Here is a 24,646-nt window from a genome sequence, read left to right on the forward strand (position 1 = left end):
GTGAGCTTATTTCCACTTCACCGCTTGTACTTCAGCTTTTTTTGCAGATGAATTATCCGAAGCTGAACATCCACAACCGCCTGCACAGCCTGCTGCCATTTTTGGCTTTAACCATTTGGCTAGACTGTTCCAACCACGGTTTGCACAGTGCTCAGATAAAGTTGTGAAGACTGAGTTCGATGTTTTTGGAAATACCTTCTTAAACACCACGACAGCACTCCAAATCACCAATACCGCAATAATTATTGATTCAAGCATGTCTCTCTCCTTTGTTCAGCTTTTGCCATTCACAATTCAGAATCCAAAATAGCGTGTTGCAAATTGATACGTGATGAATGCCATTAAATAAGCCAAACCAAATAAATAGATGGTCATGAAACTCACCGTTTTCAAGGAGCCAGTTTCACGTTTAACTGTCGCCAGTGTCGCCAAGCAATGTGGCGCATAAATAAACCATACCAATAATGATAGACCGGTTGCCAATGACCAACCCAATGACCCATCGCTACTAATTAAATTTGCCAGACCTTGAGACATGGCATCTTCATCAGTTGCAGACAGGGCATACACCGTACCCAATGCCGCCACAACGACTTCACGTGCCGCCATCGCTGGAATTAAGGCAATACAGATCTGCCAGTTAAACCCTAATGGTGCAAAAATCGGTTGTAATACATGCCCAAGCATACCTGCCAATGAATAATCAATATCCGGCAAGGTTGCGCCTTCTGGCGGTTGCGGGAAAGTACACAAGAACCATAACAAAATCGATAAAGCGAAAATGATGCCACCAACACGCTTCAAGAAGATCTTGGCACGGTCCAGTAAACCAATCCAAACACTCTTAATATCTGGGAAACGGTAGCTTGGAAGTTCCATCAATAAGGCATGCTGTGATTTATCTTTTTGGAAGAATTTCAGCACTGTTGCCACAATTAAGGCACTCACAATCCCTGCTGCATATAATGCAAATAACACCAAGCCTTGTAAGTTAAAGACGCCCCAGACCATTTGCTGTGGAATAAATGCTGAGATCAGCAAGGCATAAACCGGTAAACGTGCCGAACAGGTCATCAATGGCGCAACTAAAATCGTTACCAGACGATCTCGGGGGTCTTGAATACTCCGAGTTGCCATGATGCCCGGTACAGCACAGGCAAAGCTCGACAGCAAAGGAATAAAAGCACGTCCACTCAAACCCGCTTTAAACATCAGCTTATCTAGCAAGAATGCTGCACGTGGTAAATAACCTGATTCTTCTAAAACCAAAATAAAGAAGAATAAAATTAAAATCTGCGGCAAGAACACCACTACACCGCCTGCACCAGCAATGATCCCATCAACCACCAAGCTGTTCAGGAGTGGATGTGAAATGTGTTCACCGACTAATTCACCGAACCAACCGAAGAAGGTTTCAATACCATCCATAAACGGCGCAGCCCACGCAAACACCGCTTGGAAGATAATAAACATCATCACCGCTAAGGTAATTAAACCAAAGACTGGATGTAGAAAAATTTTATCGAGAAAGTCTGAGCGTTTATCTTCATGATCAACAAACACCACCACGTCTTTTAAAATTTGTTCAATTTTTTCGTGGTTAGTCCCAGAAAGATTGGTATCACTTAATGACGCATCTGGTTTTCTGAAGCCTTCGGCATCCAAAGCGCCCATTAAGTTTTCAATACCTGCATTACGTACAGCAACGGTTTCTACAACAGGAACGCCCAAACGCTGAGACAGCTTTTGGGTATTGATTTGCATGCCACGACGACGTGCTTCATCCATCATGTTGAGGACAAGTAAAATTGGACGACCCAAATCGATCATTTCCATGACCAAACCGAGGTGCAATTTTAAGTTTGTCGCATCAACTACACATAAAAAGACATCTTGATGCCCTTCTTCTGCAATTTTACCTTGCACGACATCACGCGTAATGGCTTCATCAGGACTCGTCGCTTCTAGGCTATACGTCCCCGGCAAATCCAAAACTCGAACAGATTTACCCGATGGCAAAGTAAATTGACCCACCTTTCGCTCAACCGTTACCCCAGCATAGTTTGCAACTTTCTGACGTGTGCCCGTTAAATGATTGAATAATGAAGTTTTACCACAGTTTGGATTACCAACGAGGGCAATACGTAACGCATCACTCATGCTGATGCCCCTTCCATTGCTATTTCCACTTTTTCAGCTTCTACTTTTCGCAGTGCGAAGCGAGTAAACCCAACTTGAATTAAAATCGGGTCACCACCAAAAATACCTTTGGTAATCACCTGTACTTTTGTTCCGGGAACAAAACCCAAAGTCTCTAAACGGCTAGCGACTAAATCAGCCGGAGCATTGTTGCCATTCTGGTTACGATGTACCTTATGAATGACTGCGCTTTGTTTCACTTTCAAATCAGATAATCGCACGCAACTAACCCTAAAAAATTTTGAACATTATACAAACAAATGAGAATAATTAACAAATCGGATTCGATTTCAATTCTCATTTAACAATCTAGCATCGACACGACTATTTTTTTAAATTACATTGCATTAAACCATTGTGATTTCTTGGTTTAATTTCGAAAATGAGCGGCACATGTTAAATAAAAAACCACGTATTCCTACCCCAGTCCAAATTCCAGAAACACTCAGTTTTTTACACGGATATCGTGATGATTTAATAGCTCAAACCGTCAGTCCACACACTCGAAATGCATATTTATCTGATTTAATTCAATGCAGTGAATGTCATACGCATGTCATGACTGATTGGAGCAGTGACGACATTTCAGATGTCTTGCTTAGCCTGACTAAACAAGGAAAAAGCCCTCGCTCGATCGCCCGCTCACTTTCTGCACTGCGTTCATTTTTCAAGTTCTTACGCGAACAAAAAATACGCAGCGACAATCCTGTTGCAATCCACAAAACACCCAAATTGGGTCGTGCTCTACCAAAGGATTTATCTGAAGCAGATGTTGAAGCCCTGATTAATGCCCCAGACCTCAACACCGCATTGGGTCTACGTGATCGTGCCATGCTCGAAGTGCTGTATGCCTGTGGTTTACGTGTCTCTGAGTTATTAAATTTAAGATTAGAACTGATCAATCTTAAACAAGGCTATTTACGAATTACCGGTAAAGGCAATAAAGAACGCTTAGTTCCTTTAGGTCAAATGGCGGTGGAATGGATCGAGAAATATTTAGCCGAAGCGCGCCCCGTCTTATACAAAAGCGCAACCGATGCTTTATTTCTCACTCAACTCGGTGGAATGATGAGTCGCCAAAACTTTTGGTACGCGATTAAACGCTATGCGCTCATTGCAGGCATTCAAGCCGAATTATCACCACATACCTTACGCCACGCCTTTGCCACGCATTTGCTCAACCACGGTGCCGACTTACGTGTAGTGCAGATGCTGCTCGGCCACAGTGACTTGTCTACCACGCAAATTTATACCCATGTCGCGCAGATTCGTATGCAAAAATTACATGCAGACTATCATCCGAGAGCTTAACGGCAGGAAATATCAGACCAAGAAGTTCTATTGTGCCCGATATTTTTTGCTATGCTTACTCACCTGTTTGATAAAGCTAAAAGAAAAGGGTTGTTTATGTTATTTACCCGTTCAAAAATTTTTCTCGCATCGACACTTGTTGCCAGCATGGCGTTAGTGGCTTGTTCTAATTCAAATAATGACGAAAAGAAAGATGCGACATTAACGGCAAGTACGCCTGCAACTGGTGAAGCTTCGAATTTATCTGAACGTAATGCTCAGCAGCGTTTAATTGATACTTTGCAATCCAATCTGCAAAAAGCCAATATCAATGCCAAAGTCACTGGGGTGAAAGCGACTGAAGTTCCTAATTTGTTTTGGGTAAGCTTTGAAGGCATGCCTGCGGTCTATGCTACAGCTGATGGTAAATACATTTTCCAAGGCGACGTGGTTCGTTTAGGTGAAAAACAACTCTTTAATGTAGGCGATACACTACAAGCAGAGGCCAACAAAAAATTATTTGATCAATTAAAAACTGAAGACCTACTGATTTATAAAGCCAAAGGTAAAACCAAACACGTAGTTTATGTGTTTACCGATGTCAGCTGTCCTTATTGCCATAAATTACATGAACAAATGGATGATATTAATGCCCGTGGCATTGAAGTCCGTTACATCGCTTGGCCACGTGGTGAACAACACATGCCAATGATGGAAAATATCTGGTGTAGCAAAGACCGTCGTGCCGCATTTGATAAAGCTATTGCCGGTGAGCAAATCGAGCCTGCATCATGTAAAAACCCAGTGCGCAGCATGTATGAAATGGGTCTAAATATTGGTGTGAATGGTACGCCAGCGATCTATAACGCAGAAGGTAAACACATCGGTGCGTACATGTCGGCTTCCGAACTTGAAAGTGCGCTTAAATAACTAATTTTTATAGGCTAAATGAATGTTTTTTATGGGTGGGAATAAAGTGATTTCTACCCTAGAGTCCGAACGTTTTTTTAGCTATGATCTAAACTCACTTAAAGCAATGATGAAATAAATGGAGTGTGACGTGAAACCAGTTCGTCTGGCAATCCTCGGTCTTGGTACTGTGGGTGGTGGTGCCCTTAAACTACTAAAAGAAAATGCTGCTGAGATTAAACGTCGCACCGGTCGTGAAATTGAAATTACCCATGTGGGTACGCGTCGCCCTCGTCCTGATTTAGAACTACCTGCTTCAGTGAAGCAAAGTGCTGATTTATTAGATATCGTCCGTCAACCCGATGTAGACGTTGTGGTTGAAGTTATGGGCGGCATTCACCCTGCGTATGAAGTAATTCGTGAAGCAATCGTTCATGGCAAACAAGTGGTTACAGCCAACAAAGCTTTATTAGCTGAACACGGCAATGAATTATTTAAATTGGCCGATGATCATCACGTTCAGATTGCTTATGAAGCAGCTGTCGCAGGCGGTATCCCAATTATTAAAGTCCTCCGTGAAGGTTTGGCAGCCAATAAAATTGACTGGCTTGCAGGTATTATTAACGGTACAGGTAACTTTATCCTGACTGAAATGCGTGAAAAAGGTCGTGCCTTTGCAGACGTTCTCAAAGAAGCGCAAGAACTCGGTTATGCCGAAGCAGATCCAACTTTCGACGTCGAAGGAATCGATGCAGCGCACAAGTTAACATTGCTGGCTTCTATTGCTTTTGGTATCCCACTCCAGTTTAACAAAGTCTTCACTGAAGGCATCAGCAAAGTCACTGCGCAAGATGTCAAATATGCAGAAGACCTTGGTTTCCGTATTAAACATTTAGGTATTGCACGTCGTGCTGCAACGGGTATTGAGCTTCGTGTTCATCCAACGCTGATCCCTGAAGACCAACTGATTGCCAATGTAAATGGCGTTAAAAATGCTGTATTGGTTCAAGCCAATGCTGTTGGTCCAACGCTTTACTATGGCGCAGGCGCAGGTGCAGGCCCGACAGCATCAGCGGTGGTTGCTGACGTTGTCGATATTGTCCGTGACATCTCATATACCGAAGATGGCGCTGGTACAATTCCACAGCTTGCTTTTGAAGCACTGACCGATTTACCAATTCTTCCACGTGAAGAAATGACCACAGGATACTACATCCGTATTAATGCCGAAGATCAAACTGGCGTTCTTGCTGATGTCACTACGATTTTAAGCCGTGCAGGAATCAGCATCGATGCGATCATGCAACAGCCGCGCTTAAAAGACCTTATTCCTATCGTGATTCTGACTGATCCAGTCAAAGAATCTAAAATGGATGAAGCCCTTCAACAAATTCAAGCATTGCCTGTCATTCATGGCGAAATTGTACGAATTCGTTTAGAATCGCTTGATAATTAATCGGGTCGAGGGGAATATTTCAGTTCCTCTCGCCAAGCTCTACACACAATTGGAACATCATCATGTCTAATGCCAATCGTTATACTGGTTTAGTTGACCGCTATCGCGACCGTTTACCCGTATCTGCAACTACTCGCGCAATTTCTTTGGGCGAAGGTAATACGCCACTGATTAAGCTTGAGAACATTCCACGCATTATTGGCAAAAATGTTGAAATTTATGTGAAGTACGAGGGCTTAAACCCGACTGGTTCATTTAAAGACCGTGGTATGACCATGGCCGTAACAAAAGCAGTGGAAGCAGGCTCAAAAGCGATTATTTGTGCCTCTACAGGTAATACATCTGCTGCCGCAGCGGCGTATGCTGCACGTGCGGGTATTAAAGCATTCGTGTTAATCCCAGAAGGCAAAATTGCCATGGGTAAAATGGCACAAGCGATGATGTATGGCGCAGTAACGATGCAAATCCACGGTAACTTCGATGACGGTATGCGTCTTGTAAAAGAAGTTGCGGATCAAGCACCAGTTACGATTGTAAACTCAATCAACCCATACCGTCTGCAAGGTCAAAAAACCATTGCTTACGAAATCGTTGACGAATTAGGTCGTGCGCCAGATTACCACTGCCTACCTGTAGGTAATGCGGGTAACATCACAGCACACTGGATGGGTTATACCGAAGCTGTGGCGAATCAGCCTAAAGAAGAATTTGTACAAGTGGTTTATGATCCTGAAACTGATCAATTCACAGGTCCAAAACCTGCGGGTCTACCAACAATGGTGGGTTACCAAGCTGCTGGCGCGGCACCATTCCTACGCGGTGCACCTGTAGAAAACCCTGAAACTGTAGCAACTGCGATCCGTATTGGCAACCCACAAAGCTGGAACCATGCTAAAGCAGTAGTCCGCGACTCAGAAGGCTGGTTCGATGAACTTCAAGATGCTGAAATCCTAGAAGCACAGCGTCTACTGTCTATGTACGAAGGTGTATTCGTAGAACCTGCTTCTGCAGCGTCTATCGGTGGTGCGATTCGTGACATTAAAGCAGGTAAAATTGCTGAAGGTTCTGTGATCGTATGTACTGTAACAGGTAACGGTTTAAAAGATCCTGACACTGCCATCAAGCAATGCCAAGACGCCGTGATGTTGTCGATTGATGCAACTATGGATCAAGTTCGCGATTCAATTCTGTCAAATATGTAATTCATATGCTGACTAAATAAAAAAGCCCTGCTCTTGCAGGGCTTTTTTATATCTTGCATTCACTTCAGCATTTAAACGTTGAGTAAATCCAAATACTGAAAGAATGAAAAATCTGAAATCTTATTAAATACGTTTTGGTAACTGGCTCGCCCAATTCATTAAACGTGTCGCATCATTGGTTCGTGCAACTGAAGAATCCGCACCCAATAACACCACTACCGCTGGACGGTTATTCAATGTGGTATGCATCACTACACAGCGCCCTGCTTCATTAATAAATCCAGTTTTTGAAATATTAATATTCCAACCACCATTACGCACTAAAGCATTAGTATTGTTTGATTTCAACACGCGGTAGCCCAAATTAAAGTCATAACTTGGTGTGGTTGAAAATTGACGAATCAAACCATACTGCGAAGCGGTATTCACCAAAATCCCCAAGTCACGTGCCGAAGCGACATTGCCTGGGTGCAAGCCAGTCGATTCCATATAATGAGTCGAGTTCATCCCTAATGAGCGTGCTTTCGCATTCATCGCTGAAATAAATGCAGAACGACCACCTGGATAAGTACGTGCTAATGCCGAAGCCGCTGGGTTTTCAGATTTCATCAAAGCAAATAGCAAAGCTTCTGCGCGGTTCATACTGTCGCCAGCACGCAGCGTTGAACTTGAGCTTTTACAGCCTGAACATGAGAAATCAGACTGTTGTAAGGTAATCTTTTCAGACATGTTTAATCGGGCATCTGAAATCACTACTGCTGTCATGAGTTTGGTAATTGATGCAATCGGTAAAGCGGTATTGCTATTTTTGCTATATAGCACTTCACCAGTTTGACCATCCATAACCAGTGCTGCACGCGCATTTACAGAGGGCTGTCCTGCGTATTGATTGGTATCAATAATACGGACCGTTTTCGATGGTGCTGTCTGTACCACACCGCCTGTACTACGTACAGAAGTAGTCACTTTCGTCGATCCCTGAGGAGATGGCTCTTCAGCGCTATAAGACACGTCACCGTTGAGTAACTGGTTTGCATCTTCAGATGACCAGCTAATATTTGACTGCTGATTTGCAGCACTATTCATCACAATTTCAGCAGAACTGAAACTGCTCATACTGAATAAAATTGACATGCCCAAAACGTGCATGAAGGATTTATTTAATTTTTTCACCATTGCTCACTCAACTCAGGATACTAAACATTTGCGCAAGACCAGCAATATGCCGTACATTGGTCACAACTACGAACATTTTTTGCTCACACATTGTGTATGAAGTTTTTCATTTCATATAAGAATAGGATTGCTAATTTTGTCGTTTCATTGCAAGCTTATTTTGCTTTATGTAACAAAAAAAACAGATTTTGATTTGAGGGAGAGTGTAGGTGATCACAGTTTTGGTGGTAGATGACCATGAATTAGTCCGTACTGGTATTTGCCGTATGCTCGAAGACCATGCAGATGTCCAAGTCATTGGACAAGCCGAATCGGGTGAAGATGCGATTACACTTGTTCGCCAACACCATCCAAATGTCGTTCTATTAGATGTCAATATGCCGGGGATCGGAGGTGTAGAAACCACACGTCGCCTACTTCAAACAGCGCCAGATACAAAAGTCCTCGCAGTCAGTGGACTTGCTGAAGAACCCTACCCGTCTTTATTATTAAAAGCAGGTGCCAAAGGCTATATCACCAAAGGTGCACCAGTTACTGAAATGGTCCGTGCGATTAATAAAGTGATGCAAGGTGGCAAATATTTCAGTGCAGACATTGCGGAACAACTGGCCAGCTCATATTTGTCTGATACACAACAATCACCTTTTGACGCCCTGTCTGAGCGTGAAATGCAAGTTGCCATGATGGTGGTCAATTGTATAAGTGCACAAGAAATTTCTGATAAATTATTCGTTAGTGTTAAAACAGTGAATACCTACCGTTACCGCATTTTTGAAAAACTGAATATTGATAGTGATGTCAAACTAACTCACTTGGCAATTCGCTACGGGTTAATCAAACCTTAACACAACGTACATCCAGTTACTTATGACAGAGCGTTCAATTCATAGTGAATTGAACCAGTATCATTTGGGCCTTTGGTACAGTGCTTATCGCTTTATCATCAGTGCCTGTCTGTTACTGGTCTTTTTACTGACCTACACTCAATTCACTTCAGATTATGAATACCCACGTTTATACCTATATGTATTGACGATTTATTTGCTGTTTACCAGCATTCAATTCATGTCGCTTGGACGCTTCAAAGTCCGTATTCCAAACCAGCTACTGCTGTTATTCATCGTAGATGTGATTTCGCTGAGCTTACTGACCTTAGCCATCGATGGACCCAATTTACATTTGAGTTTGCTGTTTGTGATTACGATTTTTGCAGCATCCCTGTTATTAGATGCCCAAAAAGCTTTGGCCATCACCCTCATCGCTGTGATTTGCGTGGTGTATCAACTGTTTTTAGGTTCAATTCTTGAATTTACCTCACTCAAAAATTTAACCAACAGTGCGATTTTGGCTTTTTTATTTTGTGTGGTGTATGGCAGTGCGCAAATTGCCGTGAAACGTTTCCAGTTACTAGAAAATCTGAATTTTTCGCAATCCTTAGAGCTACATCGACTACAAAACATTAACCGCTATATCTTGGAGCAGATTGATACGGGCTATTTGGTGTTGGATGAAAACTGTCATGTGGTGCTGAGTAATCCTGCTGCTTGCCATTTACTCGGCATGCCAAATTTTTATCATCATGATCAATATCCACTGTATACCACGCAGCCCGATTTATTTGAATTACTCAAATTTGAAGATTTAAAAAGCGGTGAAAAATTCCAATTTGAATCCCAACAAAGCCAATACCACATTCAGGTACTCGTACAAAAACTCGTTGTGCCGCATCAAATGCTGACCTTGCTGATTTTACAAGATGCACAAAAACTCAATCAGCAAGTGCAACAACTAAAATTAGCCGCTTTAGGGCAACTCTCCGCCAGTATTGCACATGAAATTCGCAATCCTTTAGCCGCAATTGTGCATGCCAATGATTTATATCCGCAAAGTGATACCGAACAACAGCACATGTTGAATCATATGATTTCACGTCAAGCGGTGCGGATTGACCGAATTATTCAAGACACCCTAAATATGGTGCGTAATAAAGAAACCCACCCTACTCGTCTGAATTTAGAACAATTTTTACCGCTGTTCCTGCACGAAGATCTGGCAGACATTCAACAGAACATTCGGCTCAATGTACAGGCCAAAACCTTGATCGATTTTGATGAGGCACAGTTTAGACAAATTTTAATCAACCTGATTCGTAATGCGATTCGCCATAACAATCCGGACATGTCGTATATCGAAGTGGTGGCGCGTACGGATCAGAAAAAAGTCCAGATCGATGTCCGAGATTTCGGTCATGGGGTTGCTTTACAAAACCGCGCACAGTTATTTCAACCATTTTTTAGTACCGAAATTACTGGAACTGGTTTAGGATTATATCTTGCTCATAGCTTCTGTGAAGCGAATCAAGCACAGCTTTCCTATGTAGAAAAAAAACAGGGAGCTTGCTTTAGGATTGAGTGCTTACAAGCTGTTATTTAATTGTTTTTAGGGGAAAACTGTGGATTCACAACCACTGGTATTGTTAGTTGATGACGAAGAAGACTTATGTATGCTGATGCAGATGTCTTTATCAAGGATGGGGGTTAAAACGCATGTTGCACATCGCCTCGACGAAGCTAAAAAAGCCTTGTCTACCTATAGCTACGATGCCTGCCTAACCGATCTCAACTTACCCGATGGTAATGGTCTACAGCTCTTAGATTGGATGAATGAACACTGTCCTGCCCTGCCCGTTGCTGTGCTTACTGCCTATGGCAACATGGACATTGCCATTGCCGCATTAAAGGCGGGAGCATTCGATTTTGTCAGCAAACCGATCAATCCCAAACATCTTGAACAACTGCTACAAAAAGCCCTGAATAAGCCATTGGCTGAAGACATTACTTCGCAAGATGCTTTAGAGCATAAAATGTTAATTGGTGAATCGCTTCCAATCCAGCAATTGCGTCGAACCTTAAAGAAAATTGCACGTTCACAAGCACCTGTTTTTATTACGGGTGAATCTGGTACGGGTAAAGAGGTCGTAGCCAATCTGGTTCACCGTTTAAGCAACCGTAATGAAGGGCCCTTTATTGCTATTAACTGTGGGGCAATTCCCACAGAGTTAATGGAAAGTGAACTTTTTGGCCATAAAAAAGGCAGCTTTAGTGGTGCCACCCAAGACAAACAAGGTCTGATTCAATCTGCACATGGCGGTAGCTTATTTCTGGATGAAATTGCCGAACTACCTTTAGCCATGCAAGTTAAATTGCTACGCGCAGTACAGGAAAAACGTATTCGTCCTGTAGGTTCAGACTGTGAAATTGACGTTGATTTCCGTGTGATCAGCGCCAGCCATCAGGACTTAGAAGCACTCGTCCAACAAGGTCGCTTCCGCCAAGATTTATTCTTCCGCATCCATGTGATGGATTTAGTGTTGCCTGCCTTACGTGAACGTGGCGACGATATCCTCTTATTGGCTCAACATTTTATTCAAAAAATTAGCCATGAATGGGAAATTGCCACTAAGCCTCTGACTGAACGAGCGAAAAACTTCCTACTCAACCAATATTATCCGGGTAATGTCCGTGAACTCCGCAATATTATCGAACGTGCCATGACCCTCTGCGATGATGATCAGATTGATCTTCAACATCTGCAAAGTGCGCCATTAAGACAACCAAGTGCTCAGTTCAATTCCGCTCCAACAACGAATGAATCCGCTCAGCTAGGTGCAAACAGCAACGAACAGAGTGTGGTCCCTCGCAAACTACCTGAAGAAGGCTTAGAGCTCTTTTTAGAAAATATCGAAAAAGAAGTGCTCATGAATGCGTTGAACATCACCCACTGGAACCGAACCCTTGCCGCAAAAAAATTAGGCATGTCATTCCGTTCATTGCGCTATCGTTTGAAAAAATTCGGTTTAGATACCGAAGACGAAGAGTAAAAGTTTTCCAGCGTATTGCTGTTTATTTTTGATTCAGCAATAACTCTGCAACATGATCGACATAGTGATCTTCAAGTGCATCATGTTGCAGCGGATAGTTATAGTCTGGCTGCACTCCAATTCCTTCAATCATTTTGCCATTCGGTGTCAGATATTGCGACACAGTCATTTGTAAAGCCGCACCATTACTCAATGGAAATAGTTTTTGAACCACACCTTTACCATAACTTTTCTCACCCGCTACCCATGCACGTTTATGCTCTTTTAATGCTGCGGTAAAGACCTCTGCGGCAGAAGCAGAACGATTGTTGATTAAAATACCAACTTTCATATTTTGAAATTCAAAACTCGGTAAAGCCTGAAACTGTTGGTCACCCTCAGATCGACTTCGAGTCGACACAATAATGCCCTGATTCAAAAATAAATCGGCAGACTCCACTGCTGCGGACAATAACCCGCCGGGGTTATTTCTTAAATCAAACAATACAGCTTTGACACGTGAACCATGACTTTCAATTAAACGCTTAATTTCATTGGCAGTATCTTGTTGAAAAACTTTAACGTGTAAAACTAAAACCTGATTATTTAATAATTTAGATTCTATATCTGTTTCAACTTTAGTGTTTCTGACCAAATTGACCGGTTGACTTGCAGTTATCAGCTGTAGATTCAGCGTCGAGCCGATACTGCCGGTGAGCAGGTGTCGCACTTGATCTTGATTGAGTTTTTTGAGTTCTTGATCATCAATTTTAAACACCGCTGCGCCATTTTTCAGATCTAACTTTGCTGAATCGGCATCAGGCTTTAAATTGGTGATGACCCATTGCTGTAGACCTGCATCAAAGCGCAAATTGAAATCCACACTCGCAATATCCCCTTCGGTGTATTGCAAAAGCTGCTTATAGTCTTCAGGTGAAAGATATCGTGAATAACGGTCTAAACCACTGACCATGCCTTTGATGGCTTGTTGGAATAATGCATCGTCATTTTTTTCAACTACATAATTTTCTTTGACAATGCCATAGATTTGAACAAATTGTTGGATTGATTCGACAGGTACTTCGGCATAACTTTGTTCATAGCTGCCATCAAATTCATCGAAAGCCGACTTTGCTTTATCGGCTCCCCATGTCGAATGACTAGAACACAGCAGCAAGGCTGTAAGGCTTACAACTGACGTCCAGTGTGCTTTAGTCATTCATGCTTCCTTACATTTTAAGCTTCAAGAGTAATCAAGTTACGACCTTGCATTTCTGTTGGTACAGGAATGTGCATAAGCGTTAACATTGTCGGCGCTACGTCAGCCAAAACACCACCTTCTGCAATTGTTGCATTGGTCGGACCAACATAGATAAATGGCACAAGTTCAGTGGTATGTTGAGTATGCACCTGACCACTTTGGTAATCCTGCATTTGCTCTACGTTACCATGATCGGCGGTCACGAGCATGTGACCTTTATTTGCCATCACAGCTTCATATACACGACCTAGGCACGTGTCTACGGCCTCAACTGCTTTGACTGCTGCATCAAACACACCAGTATGACCAACCATATCACCATTGGCATAGTTCACCACCAGTAAGTCGTACTCACCTGAATTAATTGCGGCAACCAACTCATCAGTGACTTCATAAGCACTCATTTCTGGTTTTAAGTCATAAGTCGCAACGTTTGGTGATGGAATTAAAATACGTTTTTCACCCGGATATTCATCTTCACGACCACCACTGAAGAAGAAAGTAACGTGTGCATATTTTTCAGTTTCAGCAATACGAAGTTGTGTTTTACCCAAATTAGACAGGTATTCACCAATCGAGTTATGCAACGCTTCTGGCATATAAGCCACAGGTGCATCAATTGTCGCTTGGTAACGTGTCAACATGACAAATTTTGATAAAGCGGGAACCACTTTACGTTCAAAACCTGCAAAATCTTTTTCCACAAATGCTTTGGTAATTTCACGCGCACGGTCAGCACGGAAGTTCATGAAGACAACACTATCACCATCTTGAATCGGTGCTAAATCACCAATACGGGTCGCTTTCACAAACTCATCTGATTCTTCAGCAGCGTAAGCCTGCTCTAGACCTTCAACAGCAGTCGCTGCTGTACGCACAGCTTCACCTTCAGTTAAAAGACGATAAGCTTGCTCAACACGATCCCAACGGTTGTCACGATCCATTGCAAAGTAACGACCAATCATGGTGGCAATACGACCTTGACCCGGATACTGAGCAAACAGCGCATCTAATTTTTCAAGCGAAGGTTGTGCGCTTTTTGGTGGCGTATCACGACCATCAAGGAATGCATGAAGATACACTTTTGCACCGCGTTTTAATGCCAATTCAGCCATCGCCACAATATGATCTTCATGTGAATGCACACCACCTTCAGACAACAAGCCCATGATATGTACAGCACGATCTGCAGCTTTAGCTTTTTCAACCGCATCGACTAAAATGTCATGTTCAAAGAACGCACCGGTACGAATATCTTTGGTAATACGAGTAAAGTCTTGATACAGCACACGTCCTGCACCAAGGTTCATGTGGCCCACTTCAGAGTTACCCATTTGACCATCAGGTAAACCAACGTCTTCGCCAGAGCCTGAAATCAATCCATGCGGATGCTTTTCCTGCATTGCAGTCAAGTTTGGTCGTTTTGCTGCTAAAAAGGCATTGTCCTCGACCGCTTCGCGATGACCCACACCATCCATAATTACTAATACGTGTGGGATTTTGCCAGCAGTTGCATCCGTCATAATGAACACTCTTTCGTTTATAAATTAATCATACTATCTTACCGAATTTTCGGTGAAGACTCTATGTGACAACCATGGTTTATCTAGGTCATCAACATTGTTTTACTCAATCTTGCATGCACTTAACGTGCGCGGTGCAGCAGATAGCCACCCGCTACAAACATCAAAATAATTGGTATAAAGACGAACCATGCAGGCGATGGTGCGTACACCAAACTTGCATACCCCAAGAAATCTTGTAAGTAGTAAAAGCCCAGTCCAGCAAATAAGGCAATCACCAAGCGGAAACCCATCGACTGTTGACGTAAAGGTCCAAAAATAAATGAACACGCAATTACCACTAAGGCAATTAAAGCAAAGGGCGAACCAAACTTTTGCCAAAACGCCAATTGGTAAGTTTTCGGGACTTGGCTATATTGATGCATATAACTCATAAAGCTCACCAATTGACTCGGTGATAAATCTTCAGGGTCAATGGTAACCATATGCACATATTTAGGTTGCAACGCCAATGAAAGCGGCTGTTCAGCATTTTGCTTCGCTACAGCATCACCCGTCGCTAATAGATCCACTTGGGTTGAATTTTGTAGCGACCAAGAGCCATTTTTGACAAAATTCCCTTGCTCCGCATCCAAAGTGCCTCGCAAACGATATTTTTCATCAAAATCAATAACCTGAACATCTTTAATTTGACCTTGCGAATTGGCATAGTCAATATAAATAAAGCGCTGACCTTCACGCGACCAATAGCCTTTGACTTCACCCAACTCAGCCGCAGTGCGGTGACTTTTGACGCTTTTGGCTTGTTCATTGGTATAGGGAATGACCCATTCGCTTAATGCAAAGGATAAAACCACCAAAATGAGTGCCGAACGAATCACCCAGCCCACAATCCGCCAAAGGCTGATGCCGACCGAACGCATGACAATCAATTCACTGTTTGAAGCTAGAGTCCCTAAACCCAATATCGCGCCAATCAAGGCTGAAATCGGTAAAATTTCATATAAATAATTCGGTGAACTCCATAACACATACTGCAAAGCATTCCATGCGTTATAACCTTCTTTCAGCGAGCCCAATTCACCTAAATAGGTAAAAAGCACTTGTAAGCCAGCCAATACCGCGGTCGCACCAAGCATGGCTAAAGCAGTAGTTTTGGTCACATGTTTTGCAACTATACGACGTGCCAACATTTTAAGACCTCACTCGCTGAATTTGTTTCTTAATTTTGGGCGCTAATTTTTGTTTACGCGAGAACAATGCCGCTGCAATGCCGTAAATCACTAAGACCAGTGGATAAGCCCAGATGCCCATTTCATCTTTACTGATCCGCGTTTTGATCGCCATTAAAGCCACGATTAAACTGGCAAAAATAAGTAAGGCTGGGAACAGTTTTAAGTAACGCCCTTGACGAGGACTGACCTCAGACAAAGCGGTGGCAAGCAATAACGCCACCAAAATAGCGAACGGCACAAAGATTCGCCAACCAAGTTCACTGGCAACCACAGGATCATGACGGTTATCCCATAACTTCGAGGTTAGTAAAGCTTCTACTTCAGTACTTTCAAATTTTGCTTCTTTATCATTTTCTAAACGTAAACGATAACTTTGGAATTCTGCTTGAGAATAACGCGGTTGCCCCGGATAAATTTCGTAACGACGACCTTCAACTAGGTCAACCACATTGGCATTGTCATCGGGCACTTCAACACGCGTGGCTTCTTTCGCCAAAATAATGACATCGGGTTTACCCTCTTTTTCTGCACGTTGATAGAAGAAAATATCTTTTAAGTTTTTACGGTCTTCTGACAAGTCGCCTGCATAAATAGTATAGGGCCCAGAGGAAATAAACTCTTTCGGTCGAACCAAGTCAAAGCCTGTTCGTACAGCTTGTGAAGTCGTTAATGCTTCAAACTGACGGATGCCCCAAGGCGACGCCCACAGCATCAAAAATGCTTGAACAGCCATAAAGACCACGGTCATCGGCACCAATAAACGTGACAATTGATTACGACTGACACCGCTACCATTGAGCACAGCCATCTCATGATCGACATACAGACGACCAAAGACCAACATCAGACCAATAAAGAAACCGAGCGGAAGAATTAAGGTTAAAAATTCAGGCAAACGGTAGCCAATGATGCTAAATAAAATACTTGCATCTAAACGGCCCTGAGCCGCCACACCAAAGTACTTGATCAAACGACCACCCATCATGATCAAGGTCAATAAGGCAATCACAACCAGTGATGTCGACACCACTTGCTTGACCAGATAACGCCGAATAATCAAATTAATTCTTCCAAAAATAGGGCCAATAAAAACTAGCGTTAGTTTACCCGAATGTAGAAAATATAAAACCTATACCCTTGTTGCTCATTGAAACTCTATTCATATAAATGTTTCAATGGTTTAATGGTTTATAAATTTAAAAAGGCATAAATACCGCACATGAAACTTTCTATTAATACGTCATTCCAAGCGAATGCGTCCAGCCAATATTTGTTGATATTAGTAGATTCTGAGCACGTTACAAATGCAGCTACTTCATATCAAATCAATGATTTAGATAATTTAATTGAAGCAACTCAATTTAAAGCAGCACTCAATGAAAGCCTGCCTTTGGTGGCGAACATTGCCGCTTGTCGCAATAGCGCTCTTTTAGGCCTCGGCAAAGTTGCTGAATTACAGGTCAATAAATTTGCAAAAATTGCACAAACCATTATTAAAGCGTCACAAAAAAAATTCAAACAGATCAGTGTCGATATCTCTGCTCTACCACAAGAACAACATTATTTATTTGCACTTAGCCTGACCCAAGCGGCTTATGCATTTGATGAATACAAGTCTAAAAAAAATGAATTTGTTTTGGAGCAGATCCATTTAATCGCTACTGAAAGCCCATTAACCACTGCACAGCTTGAATTAATTTCTGCAGTGCAATCAGGTCAAAGTTTTACTCGTGACTTAGGTAACCGTCCGGGCAATATCTGTTTTCCTGAATATTTAGCCGAACAAGCTCAAGCACTTGCAGCTGAATTCCCAGATCAACTCAAAGTGACTGTACTCGATGAACAGCAAATGGCTGATCTCGGTATGGGTGCTTTCCTTGCTGTGAGCAAAGGTTCTGACCGTCCAGGCCGTATTATTACCATCGAATACCTTTCAAACCGTGAAGAAGCACCTGTGGTGCTTGTTGGTAAAGGCGTGACTTTTGATACTGGTGGTATCTCACTTAAACCGGGTGCTGGCATGGACGAAATGAAATTCGACATGTGCGGTTCTGCATCAGTTTTGGGTACAATCCGTGCGCTGTGTGAAGCGAAATTACCGATTCATGTAGTCGGCGCAATTGCTGCTGCAGAAAACATGCCGTCTGGTCATGCCACTCGCCCGGGTGACATCGTGACAACCATGAGCGGTCAAACCGTTGAAATTTTAAATACCGATGCCGAAGGTCGTTTGGTGCTGTGCGATACCTTGACCTATGTAAAACGATTTAACCCTGCACTGGTGATTGATATTGCAACCCTCACTGGTGCATGTGTCGTAGCACTGGGTTCAGTCCTCACCGGTATGTTCACTCCGGATGATGAACTTGCGGCTGAATTGACTGCTGCGGGTCAACACAGCTTTGACCGCGTATGGCGCATGCCAGTAATTGAAGATTATCAAGAACAACTTGATTCTCCATTTGCAGATATTGCCAACATTGGTGGTCCAAAAGCAGGCTCTGTGACCGCTGCATGTTTCCTTCAACGCTTTACGCGTGAATACCGTTGGGCGCATTTAGACATTGCTGGGACTGCATGGAACTCTGGTGCAAATAAAGGCGCAACAGGTCGTCCTGTGCCATTATTAATGCAATTCTTAGCGAATCGTGCTCAAGCGAATGGCTAAAGTTAGCTTTTATTTATTTGAAAAAAGTCCTGAACGACAAGTCGAAAGCACTTGTCGTTTATGCCGTAAGATCCTGCGTCAGCCTGTACGTATTTGGCTACATTGTGCTGACCCAGACTTACAGCAACAACTTGATGAACGCCTGTGGAGTTTCGATCACACAGGTTTCATTCCCCATGGTATCGATCAAGCCGAGGCAACGGTCTGTATTTCTGCCCAATTGCCTGAGCAAGCCGACTGGATTGTGTTTAATTTTAACGATCAAGCACTTGAACAGTTCGCAAGTTTTAGTCACATTATCGAAATTATTGAAAATAACGAACCCGCTAAAATTATCGGGCGTGAAAAATATAAACAATATCGACGTTTGGGCGTTCAACCGCAGACCCATAAACTTTAACGTGATATTGGTTTTACCCTATTTGCAAGGAGGTGCACCATGGCATTGAATGTCGGTCCAGACTTTAAACAGCGCTGGTTAAAAGTACCTGAAGCTATTCGTCAGACCTTTATTGATGACCTTGGTCGCGTTTGCGATGTCCTCAATCCCAGTACAGACATTCAACAATGGCTGGTCAATGACCAACAGCAACAGCAAGTGTCTTTTGACAAAATTGAGTCTGCCTATGCAGATTTAAAAGCACAGTTGATAGAAGATGCTCGTATACGTAAACAACTGGCTTTAGAAAAAGCCTTAGAAGAAAAACGTGAAGCTGAACAAGCCTATGCAGAACAACTGAAACGTGACGAAGAGTTACGCTTTGCCGCACAAACGCAAGCGCTCACCATGATGCAGCATAATCTTAATCGTGAAGTACAACACTATGCCGCTCGCTATCATAAAAACCCTGAAACGGGTTTAGCGGGATTAAGCCAAAGCTTATCGGTCAGCGAAGGACAAATGTTGTCAGAACTTGAAAGTGTACGCGTGCGTTTGGAACTTGAGGCAGAAACGCAAATCGAGATGGCCGTCAGTGATTTCCGTGCAAAATTGAAAGCTGCTGCACAAGAAGAAATTGACTATATCTTAGAAAACTCCAATTTTTCGACAGAATCTACATCGTCCCAAGCATCTTAAGCCGTCCATCGAAATCTGGTCACTGTCATTAAACTGACATGTATTTGCAACATGATGTTCATATGCCTGAAGCATTGTCCCTCAAAATACAATGCTTCAGGCATCCTAAAAATATAATCATGCATCCAGATGGGAATTCAATATGGACATCATTCACCAGATTACCCAGAAAATATCCTCTCTATCTGCTGGAGAACAATGGGACATTCGTGCCAAAGATCTTTGGCTGAGTCATTCAGACTTTCACAGTATTTCGGTTTATCTCAGCCGTGAATCAGAAAAAGGTGGTTTTAGCATTCAGCAACCGCCCCACAGCTCGATTTTTCAAACCCTTGATGTAGTGACCGTTACAAAACACTAAATTGTCATCTACTCCATAAAAAAAGCCCACAACTGTGGGCTTTTTTTATGTTTAAGTTTGGCTTAGACCAAATCTGCAACTGCAGAAACGGTATGTCCTAGGAAATAACCGATACCGAGTAGTAATCCAATCCAGATGAAACCACCTAGCACATTATAAAACATAAATGTGCCAAGGTTCATGCGTGCAGATCCAGCAGCAAAAGGCGCAAAAGAACGTACAAAGGGTACAAAGCGTGCGACTAAAATCGTTTTACCACCATGCTTCATAAAATATTTATTGGTTTTGACCATATATTCGGGCTTAAAGTAACGTGTGTGCTTATTAAAGTACTTAATGCCTAGCACGCTGCCCGTATAGTAATTGACGCAGTAGCCCAAGACCGATGCGACAAATAACATCAGCCCCATGGTGTGTAAATGCACCACTTCCGTCGTTGAGCATAATGCGCCGATGGCAAGCAAAAGGCTGTCTCCCGGCAGGAAGAACATAAATACTGAACCCGTTTCTGAAAATATCACCAGAAATAAAATGGCATAAATCCACACACCATAATTTTCCAATAACATGGGTAACCACTGTTCCAGATTCAGTAAGAAATCAATCATTATCACCTGTCTGATTATTCATCATATATGTCATTCCGCGACGCATTATCACCAAAAATAAAAAAACAGTCTAATTTTTCAATCAGACTGTTTGGTTTTCTTCGGTATCAACTTATTTCAAGAAGCCATTTTCAGCGAGAAAATCTAAGCTAATTTTTGATTGCTCTGTGGTCTCAGCGGCTTTATCACCAAGCAATAAACGCTCAATATAACGTGCTAAAACATCCACTTCCAAGTTCACTTTAGCCCCAGCCTTCCACGTACCGATATTGGTTCGTTCAGCCGTGTGCGGAATTAAATTTAAGCTCAGCACATTACCTCGTAAATGGTTAATCGTCAGGCTAATACCATCCACGGTCACAGAGCCTTTTTCCGCTAAATAGCGTGCAATTTCTTTCGGTGCGGTCACTTCAAAATAAATAGAACGCGCATCTGAACGAACTTGAGTGATTTCACCCACTGCATCGACATGACCACTGACAATATGTCCACCAAAACGCGTAGTCGGCAACATGGCTTTTTCCACATTCACCGCCTGCCCTGCTTTCCAGTGTTCCAAGGTGGTACGATTTAAACTTTCACGTGATACATCGGCTGCATACCAATTACTGCCAAAGTCGATCACGGTTAAGCAAATGCCATTGGTGGCAATAGAATCCCCCAAATGCACATCCGACATGTCTAAATCTGTCTGGATACGCAAGCGGACATCGCCACCCACGTTTTGAATGCTTTCAACTTTACCTAGACTTTCAATAATGCCTGTAAACATGTTCAATCCCTGAAAAATATGGGGCGATGATTTTTACCACAAATCAAGTTGCGTACTCACACCAGAGGTATCGACACCACCCAATTCTGCAAAATGGTGCAATTGACTCAACAACTGACGGATCGGTGGACCTGATTTGGCATGCGTATCCGTGATGACAATAAACTCTAGTACGCGTGCACGTTCAGACTGACGCTGCTTACTCACGCGGTAACGTGGTACATCTTGCGTCAATAAGCTTACTCGGCCACGTTTTAAATTGGCTTGTAACAAATCTGTGGCGCTGATATTACCATCGGTTGAATAGCTCGTCAGGATGTAACGTGCATTGATGGTTTCTAATAATTTTTCATAAGCTTCTTTCGCATGCTTCGAAGAATTATATGGACTTGGACGTTCTTTACGCCATGCACGATCGATTCCGCTCTTAAAGCCTTTGGTGTCTGGTGTTGGTAAATCCACCTGATCCCATAACGTTAAGGCATTCAATACATGGTAGTTACTGCTGTAAGCGTGCTGGTTATATGGTGGATCGAGATAAGCCACATCCACTTCAAAGCCACTCATTTGATTGGCCAAATGCTGTGCGTCGACACACCACATTTCAGCGGCGGGTTTTTTCGGATCACCAATTTCACAAAAACGACTTGGAGTCAGCCATAACAATGAGCCGATACGATCCAAGGCTGCTTGGGTTTTACCGCCCCAACCATGATGGAAACTTTTGAATACACCGCTGGTATTGCTGACAAAACTTGCTGAATACAATAACGGCGCTAATAAAGCACTCATTTCCACATCATCAATTGCGCCTTGAGCTTGCCAAGTTGCAATTTGCTGACGAATCGCATCGATGCGCATGCCGTTACGACGTTTAAAGAATAAACGGTCACGTGCAGGATCGTAGATTTCATCATTACGTGGACACAAGTTATGGGTCACCCAACCTTTAACTTCTGGCAAACGGTTCAGATAATCAATCGCTTTCTGATAGCCACCCAACTCTTTAAACGCAGGTGCTTCAACGCAAGAGAGAATCGCGCTGTTCAAGGCATGGCTGTAGGGTTCCCAGTCATTGGCAATAACACGATAGCCGTTTTGACGTGCCAACCGTGACACCACACCCGAACCTGCAAAAAAGTCAGCAAATATCGGCGCACGACCATCTTCGCGTTTTAAGGTTCCCGTTTGCTCAAGTGCTTCTAAAATCAGATGTAATAGACGGCGTTTGTTTCCTAAATAAGGAACCAACTGATGGAAAAGATATTCGTCTGTGGTACGAGCCGCATGACGACGTTTGTGATAAACCGTAGACTCTGAATTCATAGCGTCTCTTGAGAAGGGATTAACCTTAAGCGAATGTCATCACCCAATTGAGTGACATCTTTCAGCTTAAATCGAAGCTGCTCTGCCATGCGGTCAAATTCCGCATTAAACATCGCACGTGCTGACTGACCCAACAAGGTCGGTGCAACATAACTGATCATTTCATCGATCAAATGTTCTTGTAAGAAAGCGGTCGAAAGTGTCGCACCAGCTTCCACAAGTACATCATAAATTTGAAACTGTTGAACGCATGCTGCTAACAGATCGGCCAAAGGCTGAATTTCAAATTGTACCACGCCCAAGTCAGCAAGTTCCTGACGATATGGCCCCATGACCATCACGGTTTCAGGTTGCTGCAATATTTTTGCGCTTAATGGCAAGCGGCCTTGGCGATCTAGCACGATACGTTTCGGCTGAACCACGCTTCGCATATCAACAGCATCATCGAGTTGACGTACGTTGAGTAAGCAATCATCGGCTAATACTGTTTCAATCCCAGTAATCACAGCACCTGATATCGCACGCCAATGCTGTACATCTTGTCGCGCCATTGCACCCGTAATCCACTTAGATTCACCCGAGGCCATGGCAGTACGCCCATCTAGGCTCGATGCGACTTTGAGCCGAACATAAGGCATGCCCGTTGCCATGGCTTTTAAAAAGCCCAAGTTCAATTGATGCGCTTCTGCTTCACAAATACCCGTAATCACTTCAATGCCAGCATCACGTAGGATTTGTACACCTTTACCCGCAACCAATGGATTGGGATCGGGACAGGCCACAATGACTTGAGCAACACCTGCTTCTACCAAGCCTTTGGCACAAGGTGGCGTACGTCCATAGTGTGCGCATGGCTCTAAAGTCACATAAGCGGTTGCGCCACGTGCGGCCTCACCTGCATCACGCATTGCAAAGACTTCTGCATGCGGTTGACCCGCTTTGGGATGGAAGCCTTCACCAACCAATTGACCGTCTTTGACAATCACACAGCCCACATTGGGATTGGGACGAGTGCTGTATTGCCCCTGCTGTGCCAATGCAATTGCACGCCGCATCCACTGTTGATGCTGCTGAAAAGTCACTTGATCTAACTCAGACATGTAATCACTCATGATAAAAATGGAGGCAGATGTGCATTAGTGCTCACGCTGCTGCATTTGTTCAATTTGACGACGAAAAGCTTCTACATCTTGGAAGTCTTGGTACACAGAAGCAAAACGTACATAAGCCACATGATCTAAAGCGAACAATGACTGCATGACAATTTCACCAATAGTGCGTGATTTCACATCACGTTCACCCAAACGGCGAATTTGCAATTGAATATCACTGAGTACCGTTTCAATTTGCTCTTGCGTTACTGGACGCTTTTGCAAGGCATGCATCAGCGAGCGGCGGAGCTTGGCTTCATCAAAAGGTTCGCTCTTTGAATCAGACTTGATGACACGCGGCATCACCACTTCATAACTTTCAAAAGTTGTAAAACGTTCACCGCAACTAATACATTCACGGCGGCGGCGTATCTGACAGCCTTCAGCAGCAAGACGTGAGTCAATCACTTTACTGTCTTCAGCGTTGCAAAATGGACAATGCATAACGGTTAAATTGAACAAATCCGAATGGATTTAGAGTGTAGCAAAAATTTTGAAATTTGTAGAGCTTTACGCTAGATATGGAAAAAAAACAGCCCTTTCGGGCTGTTTTACACAATATATTGATTTAC

At 43.1% G+C, this 24,646-nt stretch carries 24 protein-coding genes; 11 read left to right on the forward strand and 13 right to left on the reverse strand.

All coding sequences use genetic code 11. The features are described from left to right. Positions 1-6 precede the first annotated feature (6 nt). Genes FTT76_RS13695 through FTT76_RS13705 form a run of 3 tightly spaced genes read right to left on the reverse strand, consistent with a single transcriptional unit; the run spans position 7 to position 2,420 of the window. On the reverse strand, positions 7-258 hold the full coding sequence (locus FTT76_RS13695; protein ID WP_180008057.1) for a DUF6587 family protein: 252 nt from the start codon (positions 256-258) through the stop codon (positions 7-9). Positions 259-294: 36 nt separating this feature from the next. Then, complete coding sequence (gene feoB, locus FTT76_RS13700) at positions 295-2,160, reverse strand: ferrous iron transport protein B (RefSeq protein ID WP_180008058.1); 1,866 nt, start codon at positions 2,158-2,160, stop codon at positions 295-297. Beyond that, positions 2,157-2,420, reverse strand: coding sequence for a FeoA family protein (locus FTT76_RS13705; RefSeq protein ID WP_078189444.1), 264 nt, complete (start codon positions 2,418-2,420; stop codon positions 2,157-2,159). The genes feoB and FTT76_RS13705 overlap by 4 nt, the downstream gene beginning before the upstream one ends. 172 nt (positions 2,421-2,592) lie before the next feature. On the opposite strand from FTT76_RS13705, the gene xerD reads away from it, so the two are divergent. From xerD to thrC, 4 genes are all read left to right on the forward strand, one after another. Continuing rightward, on the forward strand, positions 2,593-3,510 hold the full coding sequence (gene xerD, locus FTT76_RS13710; RefSeq protein WP_180008059.1) for a site-specific tyrosine recombinase XerD: 918 nt from the start codon (positions 2,593-2,595) through the stop codon (positions 3,508-3,510). Positions 3,511-3,606: 96 nt separating this feature from the next. Beyond that, on the forward strand, positions 3,607-4,419 hold the full coding sequence (locus tag FTT76_RS13715; protein ID WP_180008060.1) for a DsbC family protein: 813 nt from the start codon (positions 3,607-3,609) through the stop codon (positions 4,417-4,419). Positions 4,420-4,549: 130 nt separating this feature from the next. Beyond that, the gene (locus FTT76_RS13720) at positions 4,550-5,854 is read left to right on the forward strand and encodes a homoserine dehydrogenase (protein ID WP_180008061.1); all 1,305 of its coding nucleotides are present in this window, start codon (positions 4,550-4,552) and stop codon (positions 5,852-5,854) included. Between the two features lie 62 nt (positions 5,855-5,916). Beyond that, entirely contained in the window at positions 5,917-7,056 is a 1,140-nt protein-coding gene (gene thrC, locus FTT76_RS13725; RefSeq protein ID WP_078189447.1) for a threonine synthase, read from the forward strand. Between the two features lie 123 nt (positions 7,057-7,179). Here thrC and FTT76_RS13730 read toward each other — a convergent pair whose 3' ends face one another. After that, the gene (locus tag FTT76_RS13730; RefSeq protein ID WP_180004717.1) at positions 7,180-8,229 is read right to left on the reverse strand and encodes a serine hydrolase; all 1,050 of its coding nucleotides are present in this window, start codon (positions 8,227-8,229) and stop codon (positions 7,180-7,182) included. A gap of 212 nt (positions 8,230-8,441) precedes the next feature. On the opposite strand from FTT76_RS13730, the gene FTT76_RS13735 reads away from it, so the two are divergent. The 3 genes from FTT76_RS13735 to FTT76_RS13745 are packed head-to-tail and all read left to right on the forward strand — an operon-like array spanning position 8,442 to position 12,112. After that, positions 8,442-9,077 carry a response regulator gene (locus FTT76_RS13735; RefSeq protein ID WP_078189449.1) on the forward strand — a complete coding sequence of 212 codons (636 nt, stop codon included), beginning with the start codon at positions 8,442-8,444 and terminating at the stop codon, positions 9,075-9,077. Between the two features lie 22 nt (positions 9,078-9,099). Further along, complete coding sequence (locus tag FTT76_RS13740; protein ID WP_180008062.1) at positions 9,100-10,665, forward strand: PAS domain-containing sensor histidine kinase; 1,566 nt, start codon at positions 9,100-9,102, stop codon at positions 10,663-10,665. Positions 10,666-10,684: 19 nt separating this feature from the next. After that, the gene (locus FTT76_RS13745) at positions 10,685-12,112 is read left to right on the forward strand and encodes a sigma-54 dependent transcriptional regulator (protein WP_180008063.1); all 1,428 of its coding nucleotides are present in this window, start codon (positions 10,685-10,687) and stop codon (positions 12,110-12,112) included. 22 nt (positions 12,113-12,134) lie between these two features. On the opposite strand, the gene FTT76_RS13750 is transcribed toward FTT76_RS13745, so the two are convergent. From FTT76_RS13750 to lptF, 4 genes are all read right to left on the reverse strand, one after another. Beyond that, positions 12,135-13,310 (reverse strand): S41 family peptidase, encoded by a 1,176-nt coding sequence (locus FTT76_RS13750; protein ID WP_180008064.1) that lies wholly within the window; start codon positions 13,308-13,310, stop codon positions 12,135-12,137. A gap of 17 nt (positions 13,311-13,327) precedes the next feature. Further along, positions 13,328-14,875: a 2,3-bisphosphoglycerate-independent phosphoglycerate mutase gene (gene gpmI / locus FTT76_RS13755; RefSeq protein WP_180008065.1), complete on the reverse strand. Its 1,548-nt coding sequence runs from the start codon at positions 14,873-14,875 to the stop codon at positions 13,328-13,330. Between the two features lie 122 nt (positions 14,876-14,997). Then, a complete protein-coding gene (lptG, locus tag FTT76_RS13760) occupies positions 14,998-16,068 on the reverse strand; it encodes an LPS export ABC transporter permease LptG (protein ID WP_180008066.1) in 1,071 nt (356 codons plus the stop codon). Position 16,069: 1 nt separating this feature from the next. Next, on the reverse strand, positions 16,070-17,170 hold the full coding sequence (gene lptF / locus FTT76_RS13765; protein ID WP_180008067.1) for an LPS export ABC transporter permease LptF: 1,101 nt from the start codon (positions 17,168-17,170) through the stop codon (positions 16,070-16,072). Between the two features lie 159 nt (positions 17,171-17,329). On the opposite strand from lptF, the gene FTT76_RS13770 reads away from it, so the two are divergent. The 4 genes from FTT76_RS13770 to FTT76_RS13785 all read left to right on the forward strand — a co-directional run bounded on the left by FTT76_RS13770 (position 17,330) and on the right by FTT76_RS13785 (position 20,217). Further along, entirely contained in the window at positions 17,330-18,778 is a 1,449-nt protein-coding gene (locus FTT76_RS13770) for a leucyl aminopeptidase (protein ID WP_111884849.1), read from the forward strand. After that, positions 18,771-19,178: a DNA polymerase III subunit chi gene (locus tag FTT76_RS13775; RefSeq protein WP_078189457.1), complete on the forward strand. Its 408-nt coding sequence runs from the start codon at positions 18,771-18,773 to the stop codon at positions 19,176-19,178. Before FTT76_RS13770 ends, FTT76_RS13775 begins: the two co-directional genes overlap by 8 nt. Positions 19,179-19,217: 39 nt before the next feature. Beyond that, positions 19,218-19,856, forward strand: a complete 639-nt coding sequence (locus FTT76_RS13780; protein WP_180008068.1) for a hypothetical protein — start codon at positions 19,218-19,220, stop codon at positions 19,854-19,856. 142 nt (positions 19,857-19,998) lie between these two features. Next, positions 19,999-20,217: a hypothetical protein gene (locus FTT76_RS13785; protein ID WP_078192596.1), complete on the forward strand. Its 219-nt coding sequence runs from the start codon at positions 19,999-20,001 to the stop codon at positions 20,215-20,217. Positions 20,218-20,279: 62 nt separating this feature from the next. On the opposite strand, the gene FTT76_RS13790 is transcribed toward FTT76_RS13785, so the two are convergent. The 5 genes from FTT76_RS13790 to nrdR form a co-directional block, all read right to left on the reverse strand. Beyond that, positions 20,280-20,825, reverse strand: coding sequence for a VTT domain-containing protein (locus FTT76_RS13790; RefSeq protein WP_111884846.1), 546 nt, complete (start codon positions 20,823-20,825; stop codon positions 20,280-20,282). A 112-nt stretch (positions 20,826-20,937) separates the two neighbouring features. Further along, the gene (locus FTT76_RS13795) at positions 20,938-21,597 is read right to left on the reverse strand and encodes a riboflavin synthase (protein WP_180008069.1); all 660 of its coding nucleotides are present in this window, start codon (positions 21,595-21,597) and stop codon (positions 20,938-20,940) included. Between the two features lie 33 nt (positions 21,598-21,630). After that, positions 21,631-22,923, reverse strand: a complete 1,293-nt coding sequence (locus tag FTT76_RS13800; protein WP_078189462.1) for a DNA adenine methylase — start codon at positions 22,921-22,923, stop codon at positions 21,631-21,633. Continuing rightward, positions 22,920-24,023 carry a bifunctional diaminohydroxyphosphoribosylaminopyrimidine deaminase/5-amino-6-(5-phosphoribosylamino)uracil reductase RibD gene (gene ribD / locus FTT76_RS13805; protein WP_180008070.1) on the reverse strand — a complete coding sequence of 368 codons (1,104 nt, stop codon included), beginning with the start codon at positions 24,021-24,023 and terminating at the stop codon, positions 22,920-22,922. Before ribD ends, FTT76_RS13800 begins: the two co-directional genes overlap by 4 nt. Before the next feature lie 36 nt (positions 24,024-24,059). Further along, entirely contained in the window at positions 24,060-24,518 is a 459-nt protein-coding gene (gene nrdR, locus FTT76_RS13810; RefSeq protein ID WP_067763170.1) for a transcriptional regulator NrdR, read from the reverse strand. Between the last annotated feature and the right edge of the window lie 128 nt (positions 24,519-24,646).

This window comes from Acinetobacter sp. YH01009 (genome assembly GCF_013420765.1).
GTDB classification, from domain to species: Bacteria; Pseudomonadota; Gammaproteobacteria; order Pseudomonadales; family Moraxellaceae; genus Acinetobacter; species Acinetobacter amyesii.